Source organism: Agrobacterium tumefaciens (genome assembly GCA_025560025.1).
Lineage (GTDB): Bacteria > Pseudomonadota > Alphaproteobacteria > Rhizobiales > Rhizobiaceae > Agrobacterium.
The window spans coordinates 318,522-337,158 of record CP048486.1; the positions used below are offsets into that span (position 1 = coordinate 318,522).

15 protein-coding genes are annotated in these 18,637 nt (G+C 60.5%); 9 read left to right on the forward strand and 6 right to left on the reverse strand.

Annotated features, from left to right (window positions below; genetic code table 11):
• Positions 1 to 224 precede the first annotated feature (224 nt).
• The 5 genes from FY152_15435 to FY152_15455 all read left to right on the forward strand — a co-directional run bounded on the left by FY152_15435 (position 225) and on the right by FY152_15455 (position 5,772).
• Positions 225 to 1,184, forward strand: coding sequence for an ABC transporter substrate-binding protein (locus tag FY152_15435; protein ID UXS33565.1), 960 nt, complete (start codon positions 225 to 227; stop codon positions 1,182 to 1,184).
• 291 nt (positions 1,185 to 1,475) lie between these two features.
• The gene (locus FY152_15440) at positions 1,476 to 2,999 is read left to right on the forward strand and encodes a sugar ABC transporter ATP-binding protein (GenBank protein UXS33566.1); all 1,524 of its coding nucleotides are present in this window, start codon (positions 1,476 to 1,478) and stop codon (positions 2,997 to 2,999) included.
• A complete protein-coding gene (locus tag FY152_15445; GenBank protein ID UXS33567.1) occupies positions 2,999 to 4,042 on the forward strand; it encodes an ABC transporter permease in 1,044 nt (347 codons plus the stop codon). The genes FY152_15440 and FY152_15445 overlap by 1 nt, the downstream gene beginning before the upstream one ends.
• Positions 4,039 to 5,019 carry a sugar ABC transporter permease YjfF gene (gene yjfF / locus FY152_15450; GenBank protein ID UXS33568.1) on the forward strand — a complete coding sequence of 327 codons (981 nt, stop codon included), beginning with the start codon at positions 4,039 to 4,041 and terminating at the stop codon, positions 5,017 to 5,019. Before FY152_15445 ends, yjfF begins: the two co-directional genes overlap by 4 nt.
• 18 nt (positions 5,020 to 5,037) lie before the next feature.
• Positions 5,038 to 5,772: a FadR family transcriptional regulator gene (locus FY152_15455; GenBank protein UXS33569.1), complete on the forward strand. Its 735-nt coding sequence runs from the start codon at positions 5,038 to 5,040 to the stop codon at positions 5,770 to 5,772.
• A gap of 42 nt (positions 5,773 to 5,814) precedes the next feature.
• On the opposite strand, the gene FY152_15460 is transcribed toward FY152_15455, so the two are convergent.
• A complete protein-coding gene (locus tag FY152_15460; protein ID UXS33570.1) occupies positions 5,815 to 7,086 on the reverse strand; it encodes a glycerate kinase in 1,272 nt (423 codons plus the stop codon).
• A gap of 4 nt (positions 7,087 to 7,090) precedes the next feature.
• Complete coding sequence (locus FY152_15465) at positions 7,091 to 7,444, reverse strand: DUF1304 family protein (GenBank protein UXS33571.1); 354 nt, start codon at positions 7,442 to 7,444, stop codon at positions 7,091 to 7,093.
• A 233-nt stretch (positions 7,445 to 7,677) separates the two neighbouring features.
• Between FY152_15465 and FY152_15470 the strand changes: the two genes are divergently transcribed.
• Genes FY152_15470 through dnaE form a run of 3 tightly spaced genes read left to right on the forward strand, consistent with a single transcriptional unit; the run spans position 7,678 to position 13,149 of the window.
• Positions 7,678 to 8,442, forward strand: coding sequence for a damage-inducible protein (locus tag FY152_15470; GenBank protein ID UXS33572.1), 765 nt, complete (start codon positions 7,678 to 7,680; stop codon positions 8,440 to 8,442).
• A 13-nt stretch (positions 8,443 to 8,455) separates the two neighbouring features.
• A complete protein-coding gene (locus tag FY152_15475) occupies positions 8,456 to 9,874 on the forward strand; it encodes a DNA polymerase Y family protein (protein ID UXS35079.1) in 1,419 nt (472 codons plus the stop codon).
• Positions 9,871 to 13,149 (forward strand): DNA polymerase III subunit alpha, encoded by a 3,279-nt coding sequence (gene dnaE, locus FY152_15480; GenBank protein UXS33573.1) that lies wholly within the window; start codon positions 9,871 to 9,873, stop codon positions 13,147 to 13,149. Before FY152_15475 ends, dnaE begins: the two co-directional genes overlap by 4 nt.
• Before the next feature lie 13 nt (positions 13,150 to 13,162).
• On the opposite strand, the gene FY152_15485 is transcribed toward dnaE, so the two are convergent.
• Positions 13,163 to 13,801, reverse strand: a complete 639-nt coding sequence (locus tag FY152_15485) for a class I SAM-dependent methyltransferase (GenBank protein ID UXS33574.1) — start codon at positions 13,799 to 13,801, stop codon at positions 13,163 to 13,165.
• A gap of 58 nt (positions 13,802 to 13,859) precedes the next feature.
• Positions 13,860 to 14,798 (reverse strand): AraC family transcriptional regulator, encoded by a 939-nt coding sequence (locus tag FY152_15490; GenBank protein UXS33575.1) that lies wholly within the window; start codon positions 14,796 to 14,798, stop codon positions 13,860 to 13,862.
• Between the two features lie 180 nt (positions 14,799 to 14,978).
• Between FY152_15490 and FY152_15495 the strand changes: the two genes are divergently transcribed.
• Complete coding sequence (locus FY152_15495) at positions 14,979 to 16,196, forward strand: MFS transporter (GenBank protein ID UXS33576.1); 1,218 nt, start codon at positions 14,979 to 14,981, stop codon at positions 16,194 to 16,196.
• A gap of 136 nt (positions 16,197 to 16,332) precedes the next feature.
• Here the strand turns inward: FY152_15495 and FY152_15500 are convergent, their stop codons facing one another.
• Positions 16,333 to 17,520 (reverse strand): Gfo/Idh/MocA family oxidoreductase, encoded by a 1,188-nt coding sequence (locus tag FY152_15500; GenBank protein UXS33577.1) that lies wholly within the window; start codon positions 17,518 to 17,520, stop codon positions 16,333 to 16,335.
• A 21-nt stretch (positions 17,521 to 17,541) separates the two neighbouring features.
• Positions 17,542 to 18,594, reverse strand: coding sequence for a sugar phosphate isomerase/epimerase (locus FY152_15505; GenBank protein ID UXS33578.1), 1,053 nt, complete (start codon positions 18,592 to 18,594; stop codon positions 17,542 to 17,544).
• Positions 18,595 to 18,637: the final 43 nt, after the last annotated feature.

Consider the following 18,637-nt stretch of genomic DNA (forward strand, 5'->3'; position numbering starts at 1 on the left):
ACCATGGGCTGTCAAGCTGGGAGGCCGTACATTTCGGGTGCATTTCGGCATCGGAAGTCAGTAGAAAATTGGCACATAAGCCGTTGATTCATCATATTTTATGATAAATATCGGCAAAATCGGCATTTCTCTAATTATGAAATGGCTAAAAAATCACTTTTCAAGAGTATTACTATATGCTCATAGTGTCGCCGTCACGCTGACATCATCTCTGGGAGGATAAGATGAGAAAAGCTCTTGCGGCATTCACTGTCGCCGTATCCGCATGCCTTGCATCCAGTGTTTCCGCGCAATCGCTCACCGTCGGCTTCTCGCAGATCGGTTCGGAATCCGGCTGGCGTGCAGCCGAAACCACTGTCACCAAACAGCAGGCCGAAAAGCGCGGCGTCACGCTGAAATTCGCCGACGCTCAGCAGAAGCAGGAAAACCAGATCAAGGCCGTTCGCGGCTTCATCGCGCAGGGCGTCGATGCGATCCTGATCGCGCCTGTGGTCGCCACCGGCTGGGATGCGGTGCTGAAGGAAGCCAAGGAAGAGAAAATCCCCGTCATCCTGCTCGACCGCCAGATCGAAGCGCCGGATGATCTTTACCTGACCGCCGTAACCTCCGATCAGGTGCACGAAGGCAAGGTTGCCGGTGACTGGCTGGTCAAGGATGTCGGCTCCAAGGACTGCAAAGTCGTGGAATTGCAGGGCACGACCGGCTCTTCGCCCGCCATCAACCGTAAAAAGGGCTTCGAAGAGGCGATTGCCTCGCACAAGAACATCAAGATCGCGCGCTCGCAGACGGGTGACTTCACCCGCACCAAGGGCAAGGAAGTGATGGAAAGCTTCATCAAGGCTGAAGGCGGCGGCAAGGATATCTGTGCGGTCTACGCTCACAATGACGACATGGCCGTCGGCGCGATCCAGGCGATCAAGGAAGCCGGTCTGAAACCCGGAACCGACATCAAGATCGTGTCCATCGACGCCGTGCCAGACATCTTCAAGGCCATGGCGGATGGCGAGGCCAATGCGACGGTGGAACTGACACCCGACATGGCCGGCCCGGCCTTTGACGCGCTCGAAGCCTATCTGAAGGACAAGAAGGAACCGCCGAAGTGGATCCAGACGGAATCCAAGCTTTATACGGCATCCGATGATCCGATGAAGGTCTACGAGGCGAAGAAGGGCCTGGGTTACTGAGCCATTTCTTCGGGGAAACGGCGCAGGTGCTGCGCCGTTTCCGCCCAGGCTGCAGAACGATCGCATATGAAGTGAGCGGATGAGGCTTGCTTCTTCTCCCCGCCGGGGAGAAGTCCGCGGCAGCGGGATGAGGGGGCAAGCTCTCCGAAATCCGGCAACGTTACCCCCTCATCCGACCCTTCGGCCCACCTTCTCCCCGACGGGGAGAAGAAACAGGCGGCATCCGCTCACTCCATCTGGGATCACTCTACGCTTTTAGGCGCCAGACCCATATCCATACGGAATTAACTCATGCCCGAAACCGCCTCTCTTCTGGAAGCACGCGTCATCGGCAAATCCTTTCTCGGGATCACGGCGCTGGACAATGTCGATTTCTCGCTCCGGCGCGGTGAAATCCACGCATTGCTCGGCGAAAACGGCGCGGGCAAATCGACGCTGATCAAGATCCTGACCGGCGTTTATCACCGCGACAGCGGTTCCATCTTTCTGCAAGGCGCAGAGATTTCGCCCGCCAATGTGGGTGAAGCGCAGGCGCTTGGCATCGGCACGGTCTATCAGGAAGTGAACCTTCTCGAAAACCTGACGGTGGCCGAAAACCTGTTTCTTGGCCGCCAGCCGCGCCGCTTCGGACTGATCGACCGCAGCACGATGCAGAAGAATTCGCAGGCCCTGCTTGCCCAATACGGGCTTTCCATTGACGTCAACGCGCTGCTTTCCAGCTATTCCGTCGCCATCCGGCAGATCATCGCCATTGCCCGCGCCGTCGATCTTTCCGGCAAGGTGCTGGTGCTGGACGAGCCGACAGCCAGCCTTGATGCCCATGAAGTCGAGATGCTGTTCGGCGTCTTGAGAAACCTGCGCGCGCGCGGCATCGGCATCGTCATCATCACCCACTTCCTCAATCAGGTCTATGACATAGCCGACCGAGTGACGGTCCTGCGCAACGGTCGCCTTGTCGGCACCCGCGATATCGGCAGCCTGCCCCGTTCCGAACTGATCTCGATGATGCTCGGTCGCGAGCTTCAGCACATTACCCATGACCATCAGGCCACCGAAGATACGGTTGCCGAGGGCGAGCCGCCGATCCGTTTCGAAGGTTATGGCAAACGCGGCAGCATCGCGCCCTTCGATCTCGGCATCCGGCCGGGAGAAATCGTCGGCGTCGCCGGGCTGCTCGGTTCTGGCCGGACGGAAACAGCCTTCCTGCTGTTCGGCATCGACCGGCCGGATACCGGAAAGGCTGTCATCGACGGCCAGACGGTGGCGATTTCTTCGCCGGAAGCCGCCATTACCGCCGGTTTCGGTTTCTGTCCGGAAGAGCGCAAGACGGATGGCATCATCGGCGACTTTTCCGTTACCGATAATATCGCCCTGGCGCTTCAGGCCCGGCAGGGCTGGGCACGGCCGCTCTCGCGCCGGCAGAAGGCTGAGCTTGCCGAAAGCTTCATCAAGTCGCTCGATATCCGCCCGGCCGACCCTGAGCGGCCGATCAAATTCCTGTCCGGCGGCAATCAGCAGAAGGCCATTCTGGCGCGCTGGCTCGCCACCCACCCCCGGCTGCTGATCCTCGACGAGCCGACACGCGGCATCGATATAGGCGCGCATGCGGAAATCCTGAAAATGATCGAAAAACTCTGCAGCGAAGGCATGTCGCTCGTCGTCATCTCCTCCGAACTGGAAGAGCTTACCGCCGTCGCCCATCGTGTCGTCGTACTTTCGGATCGTCGCCATGTCAGCGAGTTGAAGGCCGGCGACGTGACCGCCGACAACATCATGCGGGCGATTGCCGATGCGGCAAAAACGGAGGCGGCATGATGGCAGCAGTGACACGACGCCTGAAAAGGCTTGCTCCGCAGCTTATCGCGCTGTTCGTCATTCTGGCAGCGATTACAATCGTTTCGCCGGGTTTCCTGCATGTCTCGTTCCAGAACGGCAGGCTCTATGGCAGTCTGGTGGATATTCTCGTGCGCGCCGCACCGGTTGCGCTTTTGACCATCGGCATGACGCTGGTCATCGCCACCAAGGGCATCGATCTGTCCATCGGCGCCGTCATCGCCATCTGCGGCGCGGTCGCAGCCACGCTCATCAGCAATGGCCATTCCATTCCCTCGGTCATCGTCATCTCGCTTGCGGTGGGCATTGCCTGCGGCCTCTGGAACGGCGTGCTGGTCGCTCTGCTCGATATACAGCCGATCATCGCCACGCTGATCCTGATGGTGGCGGGACGCGGCATCGCCCAGCTCATCACCGAGGGTGTCATTCTCACCTTCAACAATGACAGCTTTTCCGCCATCGGCTCCGGCTCGTTCGCAGGCATTCCGCTGCCCGTCATCATCTGGGTGGCGGCCGCACTGCTGATCGGCCTTCTGGTACGCAAGAGCGCGCTCGGTTTCCTCATCGAGGCCACCGGCATCAATCGCCGCGCCGCAGCCTTGGCCGGCGTGCGGGCCCGCTTCCTGCTGTTTTTCGTTTATGCGGTTTCTGGCCTCTGCGCGGCCATCGCCGGCATGATCGTGACCGCCGATATTCGCGGCGCGGATGCCAACAATGCCGGGCTGTGGCTGGAGCTGGACGCCATATTGGCGGTGGTCATCGGCGGCACGTCGCTGAATGGCGGGCGCTTCTCCATCACCGCCTCGCTGATTGGCGCGCTCATCATCCAGACCATCAATACCGGCATTCTCGTCTCGGGCTTTCCGCCGGAATTCAACCTCATCATCAAGGCCGGCATCATCATGGTGGTGCTGACGCTGCAATCGCCGGCAATAATGACGGTGCTTGGCTTCGTGAAAACGCCGAAGCCACACGCCAAACCGGCGGCCACCAATGGCATGACCAAGGAAGGAACCGCGCGATGATCCACAGCCGCAACCTGCCCTTCCTCACCACGCTGACGATCTTCGTCATCGCCTATCTTCTCTGCGTGCTGCAATATCCGGCGATCCTGTCGACACGGGTGATCGGCAATCTTCTGACCGACAATGCCTTTCTCGGCATTGCGGCTGTCGGCATGACCTTCGTCATCCTGTCGGGCGGCATCGATCTTTCCATCGGTTCGGTCATCGCCTTTACCAGCGTCTTCGTGGCGGTGATGGTCGGCACCTATAATATCCACCCGCTGCTCGCCTTCGCCATCGTGCTGGTTGTCTCGACATTGTTCGGCTGCCTGATGGGGGCGATGATCCGCTTCCTCGCCATCCCGCCCTTCGTGGTAACGCTGGCGGGCATGTTTCTGGCACGCGGCGCGGCTTACCTCATCTCCACCCAGTCCGTGCCGATCTCGCATCCCTTCATCGATGCGATACAGGGCTTTTATTACCGCTTCCCCGGTGGCGGCAGGCTGACGGCGCTCGCCATGCTGATGCTTCTCGTCTTTGCCGCCGGCATGCTGATCGCCAGCCGCACCCGCTTCGGGGCCAATGTCTATGCGCTTGGCGGCAACCCGCAATCGGCCGAGTTGATGGGCGTGCCGATCGGGGCGGCGACCATCGGCATCTATGCGCTTTCCGGCTTTCTCTCCGGCCTCGCCGGCATCGTCTATACGCTCTATACCTCGTCAGGCTATTCGCTGGCGACGGTCGGCGTTGAACTCGACGCCATCGCAGCGGTCGTGATCGGCGGGACGTTGCTAACTGGCGGCACGGGGCTGGTGGCGGGCACCTTCATCGGCCTGCTGATCCAGGGGCTGATCCAGACCTATATCGTTTTTGACGGAACGCTTTCTTCCTGGTGGACGAAAATCGTCATCGGCGTGCTGCTTTTCGTCTTCATCGTGTTGCAGCGCGCAATCATCTGGTATTCAAACAGGAGACTGGCCGGACCGCATCCGGCATAATTGCAAACGGAGGCTTGCTTGGGGCTGCTCGAAACAACGATAAGCGGACGAAAACGCCGGAACAGCCACGCCCATGTGGTCTCCGAACTCGGCAGCGCCATCGTTTCAGGCAGAATAGCGGAAGGTTCGCTCTTGCCCAATGATGCCGAACTGTCACTGCGTTTCGGCGTTTCGCGCACCGTGCTGCGCGAAACCATGAAGACGCTGGCGGCGAAGCGCCTCGTCGAACCCAAGGCCAAGGTCGGCACCCGCGTTCTCGACCGTTCCAGCTGGAACTTCTTTGATCCCGACGTGCTGGGCTGGCGCTGCGAGGCCGGGATAGATGAGGAATTCGTCACGCATCTGGCGGAAATCCGCCTCGCTCTCGAACCGGCCGCGGCCGCCGCTGCGGCACTGCAGGCCTCGAATGACGATATTGTTTCCCTTTACGTGATCGCCGCCAAATTCGACAATCCGAAACATACGCCGGAGACCATCGCCAAGGTCGATCTCGAATTTCACCTTGCCGTTGCGCATATGTCCGGCAACCCCTTCATGCGTTCGGCAAGCGGGCTCATCGAAGCAGCACTGGCCATTTCTTTCCAGCTTTCATCCCCCGCAGCCTCGCCCGGCACCATCGCGGAGATTGCCTCCAATCACCTGCGCATCGTGCACGCCATTGCGGCACGGGATGCCGATGCCGCCGTGAAAGCCATGCGCCATGTGATCGAGGTCGGCAAGGATCGGACGCAGAAGGCGATCAAGGCGCCTTGAGGTCGCCGTACCGCCCTCTCCCCGCGAAGAAGGTCCCACCTTTCACCCGATCAGGATCGCCCTGATATCGTTTACATTCGTCAGCGTCGGCCCCGTCACGACAAGGTCTCCGGCTGCATTGAAAGCCGTGTAGCTATCATGGTTCACGAGTGACTGGCGCGGATCGACGCCGGCATTGCGTATGCGGACAAGCGTATCCGGCGTCACCATCGCACCCGCCGCATCCTCCACGCCGTCTATGCCGTCGCTATCGCCGGCAATGGCCCATATGCCGTCTGCGCCCTTCAGCGTCAGCGCAAGGCTCAGCAGGAACTCCGTATTGCGACCACCCTTGCCGGCCGGCCCCTTGCCGATCGTCACTGTGGTTTCGCCGCCGGAAAGCAGTACGGCCGGGCCCTTGACCGGCAGGCCCTTGCGGCTGGCGGAAAGAGCGATACCGGCCATGACAGCGCCGACATCTTTTGACTCGCCTTCCAGCGAATCCCCGAGGATAAGCGGCGTAAGCCCGAGCTTTAAGGCCTCATCCGCCGCCGCCTGCAGGGCGAGCGAGGGGGCTGCGATCAGCCGGATATCCTCTTCAATATCACCCGCTTTCGGTGTTTCCTCACCCTTTTCCAGCACCCTGCGCACCGTTTCGGGAAGATCGAGCGCATAACGGGAGACGATTTCCCGCACGGTTTCAATATCGCTCGGATCTGCAACCGTCGGGCCGGAGGCGATTTCGGACGGGTCGTCACCCGGCACATCCGAAATCAGCAGCGAAACAACCTTGGCCGGCCTGGCGGCCAGCGCCAGCCGCCCGCCCTTGATGCGGGAGAGATGTTTGCGCACCGCGTTCATTTCGGAAATCGTCGCACCGCTGGCCAAAAGGGCACGATTGACGGCCATCTTGTCGGCAAGCGTCATGCCTTCGGCAGGCGCCACCATCAGCGCCGAACCGCCGCCGGAAATCAGCGCGATCACCATGTCGTCCGCCGTCAGCCCCTCAACGGCGGCAAGAATGCGTTTTGCCGCTTCCGCGCTTTTATCGTCGGGCACCGGATGCGAGGCCTCGATGATCTCAATGCGTGTGGTCGGGACGGCATGGCCGTAACGCGTCACCACCACACCGGAGAGATCGACATGCGGCCATGCCGCTTCAAGCGCTGCGGCCATGGCGGCCGAAGCCTTGCCGGCGCCCACCACTACACATCTGCCCTTGGGCGGGAAAGGAAGATGGTGTTGCAGCACCTTTGCGGGATCGGCGCTCGCGACGGCGGCCATGAATATGCGGTTGAGAGCGTCTCTTGCGGACGTGTCGTTCCATGTGCTCATCGGTTCATACTCCGATCCAGAGGAGGCCGAGCGCGAACAATGCCGGCAATGCCTGAATGAACAGGATCTTCATATTGGCTGTCATGGCGCCGAAAATACCGGCCACCAGAACGCAGGCGAGGAAGAACACCTTGAAACTCAGCCCTTCATCGCCCTGCATCAGCCCATAGATCAGCCCCGCCGCCAGAAACCCGTTATAAAGGCCCTGATTGGCGGCCAGCACTTTCGTCTGCCGGGCAAAATCCGCAGAAAGGCCGAAGGCTTTGCGGCCAGCGGGCTTTTCCCACAGCAGCATTTCCAGAATGACGATGTAGATGTGGATGGCCGCAACGACGGCAATCAGAATGCTGGCGATCATGGGCGGCTTTCCTCCAAAAACCTTGAGGTCCTGCCTCGGTCGTCTTCATGCGAAAACAGACGGCCGGCCGGACAATTCCGTTTTAGCGGCGGCACGCATGGCCGCAAGGCCATAATCCCGCTCCTCCCGCGCAAACTGTTGAAGAGTGGCACTGCATTGCTTGACTCTTTGCTGAAATAAGAACAAAACAGGAACAATAGAATTGAAAATCCGGAATTGAAACCTGTCATGCCATGCAAAAGCGCGCGGAACAGTTGCTCGTTGTCGAAGAGCTGCGTGAAAGGCTGGAAAGGATCGGTAACGGGCCTCATCGCCTGCACGAGACCTTGCCTTTCGGCGTGGATGCCATCGACCATCACCTGCCGGGAGGCGGGCTGAAGCTCGGTTGCCTGCATGAGGTGAGCGGCGGCGGCAATGGCGCTGCCGATGGCGCGGCGGCCGCCCTTTTTGCGGCCGGTGTGGCAGCAAGGCTTTCCGGCAAGGTTTTATGGTGTGTCACCCGCCGGGATCTGTTCATGCCGGGGCTGACGCAGGCGGGCCTGTCGCAGAACCGGGTCATCATCGTTGAATGCCGCGATGAAAAAGGCGTGCTCGACTGTTTCGAGGAAGGCCTTCGCTGCAACGGCTTCGGCGCGGTGATGGGTGAGGTGGCGAAACTGCCGATGAACGCCTCACGGCGGCTGCAACTGGCAGCGGAAACCTCCGGTGTGACCGGCATCGCCATCCGCCGTTTCCGTCGCGCCGCCGATGCGGCGCTGTTCGGCGAGCCGACGGCGGCGGTGACCCGCTGGCGCATCTCCGTCCGGCCCTCATCCCCCTTGCCGGTGCCGGGGGTGGGCAGGCCGCGCTGGTCTCTGGAACTTTTGCGATGTCGCGGCGGCGAAAGTGCCGAATTTGAAGTGGAAGCCTGTGATGCAAAGGGTCGTCTCGCTCTACCTCCCGACATGGTCGACGGATCGTTTCCGGCGTCTTTCGGGCAAGGACGCGCCGCCGGTTGAAAAGCCTCTGGTCATGATCGGCCGCCAGGGCAGCCGCCGGCTGGTGCTGGCGCTCGACAAGGCGGCAAAGGCGGCGGGCATCCGGCCCGGCACGCCGGTCAGCAAGGCGCAGGCGCTGGTGCCGGGCCTTATCGTGGAAGATATGGATACGGCTGGTGATGCCCGTGCCCTGCAGCAACTGGCCTTTCATTTCCTGCGCATCTATGCCCCCATCGTTGCCGCCGACCCACCGGACGGGCTGGTGCTGGATACGGCGGGGGCGGACCATCTGCACGGCAATGAGGCGCTGATGCTGAGCGGCATGGTCAACCGCCTGCACGCCGCCGGTTTTGCCGCCCGCGCCGCCATTGCCGATAGCTGGGGAGCGGCCCATGCGCTGGCCCGTTTCGGCCGTCAGGAAATCAGCATCGTGCCACCGGGCGGGCAGCGGGTGGCAATCAGCGTTTTGCCATTGGCCGCGCTCAGGCTGGAAGAGCGTATTGTTTCCGGGCTGAAGGTGCTCGGTTTCCGCAGCATCGGCGAGCTGGCCGATGCCCCGCGTGCGCCGCTGACCCTGCGCTTCGGCCCCGAACTCGTGCGCCGTCTTTCCCAGGCTTCCGGAGAGATCGGCGAACCCATAGAACCGGTGCGGGTGGCTGAACTGGTGGAGGTGCGGCGCGCCTTTCCCGAACCCATTGCAGCGGCGGAGACGATTGCCCGCTATACGCAAAAACTGGTTATGGAGCTTTGTGTCGCGCTGGAAAAGCGCGGCCTTGGCGCCCGCCGTGTCGATATGGTGCTGCACCGGGTGGATAGCGGCCTGCAGGCGGTGCGGGCCGGCACCTCCAGACCGGTGCGCGATGTCAAACAGCTTGTCCGGCTTCTGACCGACCGTATCGACACCATCGATCCCGGTTTCGGCATCGAGATGATGGTGCTGACTGCCACCTATGCCGAGCCACTTGTTGCCGCGCAGGCCCGATCCTCGCTTCTGGAGGAAGGCCGTGCGGACATCGCCGATACGGTCGATGTCATCCTCAATCGCGGTCACCGGGTCTATCGTTATGCAGCAGTGGCAAGCGATGTGCCGGAACGCTCCCTTACCCCCGTTGCGGCGCTTGCGCCTGAGGATACGCTCGGCTGGTCCGGCCACTGGCCGCGTCCGGTCAGGCTTTTTGCAAGGCCGGAACCCATCGAGACGCTGGCGCTGCTGCCGGATCATCCGCCGCGTTATTTCCTCTGGAAAGGCGTGCGCCATAATGTGCGGCGCGCCGACGGGCCGGAGAGGGTGTTCGGCGAATGGTGGAAACGCGACCGGGAAAAGGCCGCCGTGCGCGATTATTTCACGGTGGAAAATGAAAACGGCGAGCGCTTCTGGATTTTCCGTTCCGGTGACGGCGAACATGCCGAGACCGGCTCGCAGGGCTGGTTCATCCACGGGGTTTTCGCATGAATACGCCGCTTTATGCCGAACTTCAGGTGACCACCCATTTCTCCTTCCTGCGCGGTGCAAGCTCCTGTGAGGAGCTGTTCGAACAGGCCAAAAATCTGGGCATCGAGACGCTCGGCATCGTGGATCGCAACAGCCTTGCGGGCATTCCCCGCGCTTATGAAGCGGCCAATAATCATGGCATCCGCCTCGTCATCGGCTGCCGGCTCGATCTGGATGATGATATCTCCGTGCTTGCCTATCCCATGGATCGCCCGGCCTACGGCCGGCTTTGCCGGCTGCTTTCCGTCGGTAAGAAAAGGGGTGGCAAGGGCAAATGCCGGCTGACATGGGATGACCTCGTCGCCTATGGCGAAGGCCTGATCGTCGTGTTGCTCGCTGACCTCGCGGATGATCTTTGCGCACTGCGGCTGCGACGTCTCAAAGCTGCTTTTGCCGACAGGGCCTATATGGCACTCAGCCTCAGAAGACGCCCCAACGACCAGATGCGGCTTTTCGAACTGTCAGAGATGGCGCAGGTCGCAAGTGTACCGACTGTTGTTACCAATGATGTGCTCTTTCATGTGCCCGAGCGGCGCATGCTGCAGGATGTCGTCACCTGCATCCGGCATAATTGCACCATCGACGAGGCGGGTTTTCGGCGCGAACGCCATGCCGACCGTTACATGAAACCGCCGGAAGAGATGCACCGGCTGTTTGCCCGTTACCCTGAAGCGCTTTCCCGCAGCCTTGAAATTGCGAAACGCTGCAAATTTTCGCTGAAGGAACTGGTCTATCAATATCCCGAGGAGCGTAGTCTGCCGGGGCTGACGGCGCAGCAGGCGCTGGAGAAGATGGTATGGGAAGCGGTGCCGGGGCGTTATCCGAAGGGTTTGCCTGAGAAGGTGGAAAAGGCGTTGCATCATGAGTTAGATGTTGTCGGCAGGTTAAATTACGCCCCCTATTTTCTGACCGTGAGTGCTATCGTCCGACAGGCACGTAAGATGGATATCTTGTGCCAAGGACGCGGTTCGGCGGCAAACTCGGTTATCTGTTTCGTCCTTGGTATCACTGCCATTGATCCTGCTCGCTTCAGCAATCTCGTCTTTGAACGTTTCGTTTCCGAAAACCGAGGTGAACCGCCTGATATTGACGTGGATTTCGAGCATCAGCGTCGTGAGGAAATTATTCAATGGGTCTACAAAACCTACGGCCACGATAAAGCCGCGCTTTGTTCAGTCGTCACCCGCTATCGTGGTCGAGGGGCATTGCGAGATGTTGGTAAAGTACTAGGTTTGCCGGAGGATTTGACCAAACTTCTGTCTTCGCAGGTCTGGCGCTGGAGCGAGGGGGTGGGTGAAAAGCAGGTAAAGGAACTGAACCTCAATATGGAGGATCGTCGCCTGCAACTCGCTTTTGAGTTAGCCAACCAGCTTGTCGGCACGCCACGTCACCACAGCCAGCATCCGGGCGGCTTCGTACTTTCCCATGATAGGCTGGATGAACTTGTACCGATCGAACCAGCCGCCATGAATGATCGACAGATCATCGAATGGGATAAAGACGATATTGATATCGTGAAGTTCATGAAAATGGATTGCCTGGCGCTTGGAATGCTTTCCTGCATGAAGCGTGGCTTCGATCTGCTGGAGGCGCGTACGGGAGAAAAATACGATCTTGCTGCGATGCCACCGGATGATCCCGCAACGTTTGCAATGATCCAAAAAGCAGACACGCTCGGCACTTTCCAGATCGAAAGCCGGGCGCAGATGTCGATGTTGCCGCGTTTGAAGCCCGCCAAATTTTACGATCTTGTTATTCAAGTCGCCATCGTCCGTCCCGGCCCCATTCAGGGAGATATGGTACATCCCTATTTGCGGCGGCGTCAGGGAAAAGAGCCCGTTCGGTATGAAAAACCGGAGCTTGAAAATATCCTCAAAAAGACGCTGGGTGTCCCGCTGTTTCAGGAACAGGCCATGCGGATTGCCATGGATTGCGCCGGTTTCACCGCAGATGAGGCTGACCAGTTGCGTCGAGCCATGGCTACTTTCAAGAACGTTGGCACCATTTCCAAATTCAGGGAAAAACTAGTCACCGGCATGGTGACGAACAGCTATGACAAGGACTTCGCCGAACGTATCTTCAAACAGCTCGAAGGTTTTGGCAGCTATGGTTTTCCCGAAAGCCACGCGGCATCCTTCGCGCTGATCGCCTATGCCTCCTCATGGCTGAAGTGCCATCATCCCGATATTTTCTGCACGGCGCTTCTCAATTCGCAACCCATGGGCTTTTATGCCCCGGCCCAGATCGTGCGCGATGCGCGCGATCATGGTGTGGAGGTGCGCCCGGTCTGCGTCAATAACAGCCGCTTCGACTGCACGCTGGAACCGACCGGCAAGACGGACACCAATGGCAAAGAACGTTATGCCGTGCGGCTCGGCATGCGTCTGGTGAAGGGACTTTCCAACAAACACGCTGCCGATATCGTCGCCGGCCGGCAGGACCGGGCGTTTGCCTCGGTAGATGATCTCTGGCGAAGGGCCGGCGTTCCTGCCGCTGCCCTCGTCTGCCTTGCGGAAGCGGATGCCTTTCTGCCGTCGCTTTCGCTTGCCAGACGCGAGGCGCTCTGGGCCATCAAGGCTTTGCGGGATGAGCCGCTGCCGCTTTTCGCCGCCGCCGCCAGCCGGGAAAATACTGTCGTGGACGAGCTTCAGGAACCGGCCGTCGCGCTCAGGCCCATGACGGATGGCGGCGAGGTGGTGCAGGATTACGGTCATGTGGGGCTCACCCTGCGCGAACATCCCATGACCTTCCTGCGGCGCGATCTTTCCCGCCGCCGCATTGTCACCTGCGCGGAGGCGGTGCGTGTGCGTGACGGCACATGGCTGGAAACGGCGGGTCTGGTGCTGGTGCGCCAGCGTCCCGGCTCGGCCAAGGGCGTGATTTTCATGACGCTGGAGGACGAGACCGGCATTGCCAATGCGGTGCTGTGGGTCAAGACCTTCGAAAAATACCGGCGCGTGGTGCTGTCCGCCGGCATGGTCGGCATTTACGGCAAAATCCAGCGGGAGGGCGAAGTGGTGCATCTGGTCGCCCACCGGCTGACCGATCTGTCGGAAGCGCTGGCAAGCGTGGGCGAACGCAACCACGCATTCCCCCTGCCGCATGGGCGTGGCGATGAGTTCCACCACGGCATGCCGCCGGAAGATCATCGCACCATCAGCAAGCGCCCGCCACGTACCGCCCGCGATGAGGATGAGGTGGAGCGGATAAAGGTCATTTCCCGCAACTTCCACTGAGACGGGGCTCAGCTCACCTTTTGCGCGCCACGATGTAGGGGCGCTTGTCGTTGCCCTTTGTGGCATGGATTTCCGTTGCCAGAATATCGAAACCTCCGGCGGTTATATGCCGGCCAAGCCCGGAGGCGCTGAAGACGCCGGCATAGGGGGCCTTGCCGATTGCGCGCATCGCCGGCAGGAGAAGGCGGATAAACGGGTTCGTATCCCCGACGCAGGGTGTCTTGGTGATGAACAGCCCCTGCGGGGCAAGCAGGGAATGGATGTGCTGTAATGCACCGGGCAGGTCACGGACTAGATGAAGATAATTGAAACCCAGAACCGCGTTAAACTGCGCAGGGTGAGGCACAAGCGTTTCCACGGTCGCAATGCTGAAAACGAGGTTGGTGAGAGAGCCGGCGGCGTGTTTTCTTTCCTGCGCAATCGCAATCATGTCCGTGGAAATATCCGTCGCAAGATAGTCTTTGACACCGCCTGCCAGCCGGATTGCCGTTGTCCCGGTGCCGCAGCCCAGTTCCAATATACTGTCTTCCGGCCTCAGCAGGCCGCGGGTTCGCTCCAGCGTGCGCTCATATCCCGCTTCATCCGCAATCCTGCCTTCGGCATATTTCCGCGCTGTCCGGTTCCAGAATCGGGCGTCGTCGGCAATGCTCATGGTGGTTGCTCCCCGGACGGCGTCTCACGCAATATCTTATCCGGCTTGTTTGAAGCTTTTAAGCCGCATCCTCCAGCCCTGCCGTGTCCTTCCTGCGGAACTGGCTGGGCGGTGCGCCGATCACGCGTTTGAAAGCGCGGCTGAAGGAGGCTTCGGAATCATAGCCGAGTTTTTCCGCCGCCAGCGTCACACGCATGCCTTCGCGCAGCCATAGCCGCGCCTGATGCATGCGAATGCGCACCACATAGCGCGCCGGGCTCTCCCCCACCACGCGGGTGAAGCGTTCCGCAAAACTGGACCGGGATGCGCCCATCAGGGAGGCAAGCTCTTCCACGCTCCAGTCCTTTTCGGGGGTGAGGTGGATGGCGGCCAGCACCCGCCCAAGTTCGGGATTGCGCACGGCGGCAAGCCAGCCGCTGGAATCGCCGCAGCCATGTTCCACCCATGTGCGGATCAAAGTCGCCGTCAGGACATCAGCGAGCCGTGCCAGAATGCCCCCGGCCCCAACACGGTTCAGTTCCACCTCGCGCGCCATGGCTTCCAGGAGATGCGGAATGGCCGGATCGCTTTTGGCGAGATCGCTGGTCAGCATCACATCCGGCATCAGCTGCAACAGCGGATGCAGATTATCCATGTTGAAACGCATCGAGGCCGTGAACGCCACCGTGTCGCCGCCGGCGCTGGCGCATTGCATGTCGAAAATGCCCTGACACACTTCCTTCTTGCCAAAGCGATCGAACAGGGCGGGCGTCACACCCTCGCCGCTGCCCAGCACATGGGCGTGGCCGCGGGGCAGAAGCACCGCATCGCCACATGTCAGCGTCAGCCACTCCCCGGAAGGTTTCTGCAATTTGGCCTGTCCCACGCCAATGAAATGAAACCGCGCCGCCTCCTGTTCGGGAAAGGCCGTCGCCCAGGGCGTAGCCATGCGGCAGCGGCCATATTCGACGCCGTCAAGCCTGAGACCTCGCAGCATTTCCGTCAGGGCATCGTTCATGACATCTCACAAATTCGGACGTTTGGTTAAGTAATAAGGATTTTCTAGCATGGAAACGCCGGCCTGTCACGCATAGCTTACGACCATCGATTTGCAGGCGATGGACCGGCCTCCCCCGGCCTCGTCGTTTCGCCATTCCGTTTCAGAGCGTATTCCCGCAATGCGCATCAGGAGATTTTCATGAATAGCCGGACAATCAACGAACTTGAATATACGCCGCGCAAGACAGAGCCGGATGCGAAATGGGCCGCCGTGGTTTCCCTTTCACTCGGCGTCTTCGGGCTGGTAACGGCGGAATTTCTGCCGGTCAGCCTTCTGACGCCGCTATCGGCCGATCTTTCCATCAGTTCCGGCATTGCCGGCCAGTCCATCACCGTCACCGCGCTGGTAGCAGCGGTGGCTGGTCCCGGCGTCGTCATCGGCACACGCAGCATCGACCGCCGCTGGACCCTGCTTGGGCTTACCACGTTGCTGATCATTTCCAGCACGCTTGCCGCCTTTGCCAACGGTCTTTTCATGCTGTTTGCATCACGCGTTCTGCTCGGCATCGGCCTTGGCGGTTTCTGGGCCATGTCGGCGGCGCTGGCGCTGAGGCTTGTTCCGCTGGATAAGATGCCACGCGCCATGGCCATCATTCTGACAGGTGTTTCGGTCGCCACCGTCTGCGCCGCACCGGTGGGCGCGTGGATAGGCGCGACACTTGGCTGGCGTGCGGCCTTCGTCGTTGCGGGCGTGCTTGGCGTCATTGCACTTCTCGTGCAATTGCTCACCGTTCCGTCCCTGCCGCCAGCCGGTGCGCCCGGTCTTGCCACCATGTTCCGGCTGCTGCAGCGCCCGCAGGTCAGGATCGGCCTTCTGACGACGCTGTTCATCGTCGCAGGTCACTTTGCCGGCTTCACCTATGTCCGCCCGTTCCTCGAAGATGTGCCGCACCTTGGCGTCGAGGCGATCTCGCTGGTCCTGCTGGTTTACGGTATCGGTGGCTTCTTCGGTAATCTCTTCGGCGGTTTCCTCGCCGAGAAAAACACGGCATGGGCGGTGACGTTCGCCGCCACCCTGATCGCCGCATCCGCCTCTGTTCTGGTGATTGCCGGCGCATCGCCCCTTGTCGCCGGTCTGGCCATCGCCTCCTGGGGCTTCGCTTTCGGCGCACTTCCGGTCAGTGTGCAGAGCTTCATCACGAGGGTTGCTTCAGACGAGGCCGAAAGCGCCGGCGCCCTGCTGCTCACCACCTTCCAGATCGCCATCTCCAGCGGTGCGGTTCTGGGCGGCCTGCTGATCGACCTTCAGGGTGCAACCATGGTCTTCGTCTTCGTGGCCATAGCGGCACTCCTCGGCGCATCGCTCATGGCATCCCGCCGTGGCGTGGTGCCGCAGGTCGAAGCCTCGCAAATATAAGATACCGGTTGCAGAAAAGGACCCGCACGCGTGCGGGTCCTTTGATTGATAAGCCGCTGCTCAGCGCCGTAGCCCCAAAAGGCTCGCAGCGCATTTTCAATCCGGACCGGGCATGGAGATCATACCCGAACCCATTTCACAATTTCACCCAGCCACCGTTCTTCTTGCCGGATTCGATACAGGCCGTAACAAAGGCAACACCTTTGACGCCATCATCGATGGTTGGATAGGTAACCGCCTTGTCCAGCGCAGAGCCTGTGCGGCGGGCCTCGATGGCATGGGCCGCTTCCGTATATATGGTCGCGAAGGCTTCGAGATAACCTTCCGGATGGCCGGACGGGATGCGGGTGACGCGTGCCGCCGCGGCCCCAGCGCCTGCGCCGCCACGGGTGATGAGCTGCTTCGGCTCGCCGAGCTTCGTGAACCACAGATAGTTCGGATCGGCCTGCGTCCATTCGATGCCAGCCTTGTCGCCGTAAATGCGGATTTTCAGCCCGTTCTCGTGGCCAACGGCCACCTGACTGCACCACAAAAGCCCCTTGGCCGCCTGCTTGCCATCCTTCGGCTTGAAGCGCAGCATCACATGGGCATTGTCATCCAGCCGTCGGCCTTCGACAAAAGTGTGCACATCCGCCGCCAGCTCATCGGCTTCCAGACCGGAAATGAAGCAGCCGAGATTATAGGCATGGGTGCCGATATCGCCGGTGGAACCGCCGACGCCCGACTGGGCCGGATCGGTGCGCCAGACGGCCTGTTTCGCACCGGTCTGTTCCACCGCTTCCGTCAGCCAGTCCTGCGGATATTCCATCTGCACCAGACGGATATTGCCGAGTTGACCGGCCTCCACCAGTTCCCGCGCATGCCGCACCATCGGATAGCCGGTATAATTATGCGTGAGGATGAACAGGGCATCGGCCTTGTCGGCCACCTGCTTCAGCTTTTGGGCATCTTCCAGATTGGAGGTCAGCGGCTTGTCGCAGATGACATGGATGCCGCGTTCCAGAAACGCCTTTGCGGCGGGATAGTGCACATGATTGGGCGTGACGATCGCCACCGCCTCGATACCGTCTTCGCGAAGGGCCTCTTTTTCGGCCATTTCCTCGAAGGACCCGTAGCAACGCTCAGGATCGAGCCCGAGTTCGCGGCCCGAGGCAATGGATTTTTCCGGCGTCGAGGACAGGGCGCCCGCCACGAGATCGAAGCGATTGTCGAGCCGCGCGGCCATGCGGTGAACGCCGCCAATAAATGCGCCCGAACCACCGCCCACCATGCCAAGGCGAATCCGCTTGTTCGCCTTGTCGGTTGTCTTTCCTTCAATAGCCATAATATCTCCCCTGAAATGCTTTTAAAGCCCGAGCATACGGCGGTTGGCCGCATCGTCGGTGCCACCGGATGCGAAATCGTCAAAGGCTTTTTCCGTAACGCGGATGATATGCGCCTTGACGAATTCCGCGCCTTCACGGGCACCGTCTTCAGGATGTTTCAGCGCGCATTCCCACTCGACCACGGCCCAGCCATCGAAATCATTGGCGGCCATTTTCGAGAAGACGGCACCGAAATCAACCTGCCCGTCACCCAGCGAGCGGAAGCGGCCAGCCCGCTCCACCCAGCCCTGATAACCGCCATAAACGCCCTGCCGCCCGGTCGGATTGAACTCCGCATCCTTGACGTGGAACATCTTGATGCGGTCCTTGTAGATGTCGATATTGTCGAGATAATCGAGGCATTGCAGAATGTAATGCGAGGGATCGTAGAGCATGTTGGCGCGCTTGTGGTTCTTCACCCGCTCCAGGAACATCTCAAACGTCACGCCATCATGCAGGTCTTCGCCCGGATGGATTTCGTAGCAGACATCCACACCCTGCTCATCGGCATAATCGAGGATCGGCGTCCAGCGCTTCGCCAGCTCATCGAAGGCGGTTTCCACCAGACCGGCCGGGCGTTGCGGCCAGGGGTAAATGAACGGCCAGGCGAGCGCGCCCGAAAATGTCGCATGCGCCTTGATGCCGAGATTTTTCGACGCTTTCAGCGCCAGCTTCACCTGCTCCACCGCCCATTGCTGGCGGGCCTTCGGATTGCCGCGCACTTCAGGTGCTGCAAAACCGTCGAAAGCCTCGTCATAGGCCGGGTGAACGGCAACCAGCTGGCCCTGCAAATGGGTGGAAAGCTCGGTCACCTCGACACCGTTCTGGCGCGCCACCCCGGCAAATTCGTCGCAATAATCCTTCGATTCCGCCGCTTTTCTGAGATCGATCAGCTGCCCTGCCCATGTCGGCACCTGCACACCGGCATAGCCCTTTTCCGCCGCCCATTTGGTAATGCTGTCCCAGCTGTTGAAAGGGGCGACATCACCGGCAAACTGGCCGAGAAAAATACCCGGTCCCTTGATCGTTCTCATAAAAACTCCTCCCTGTATCGATACAGTTAAGCGGTAAAACCGC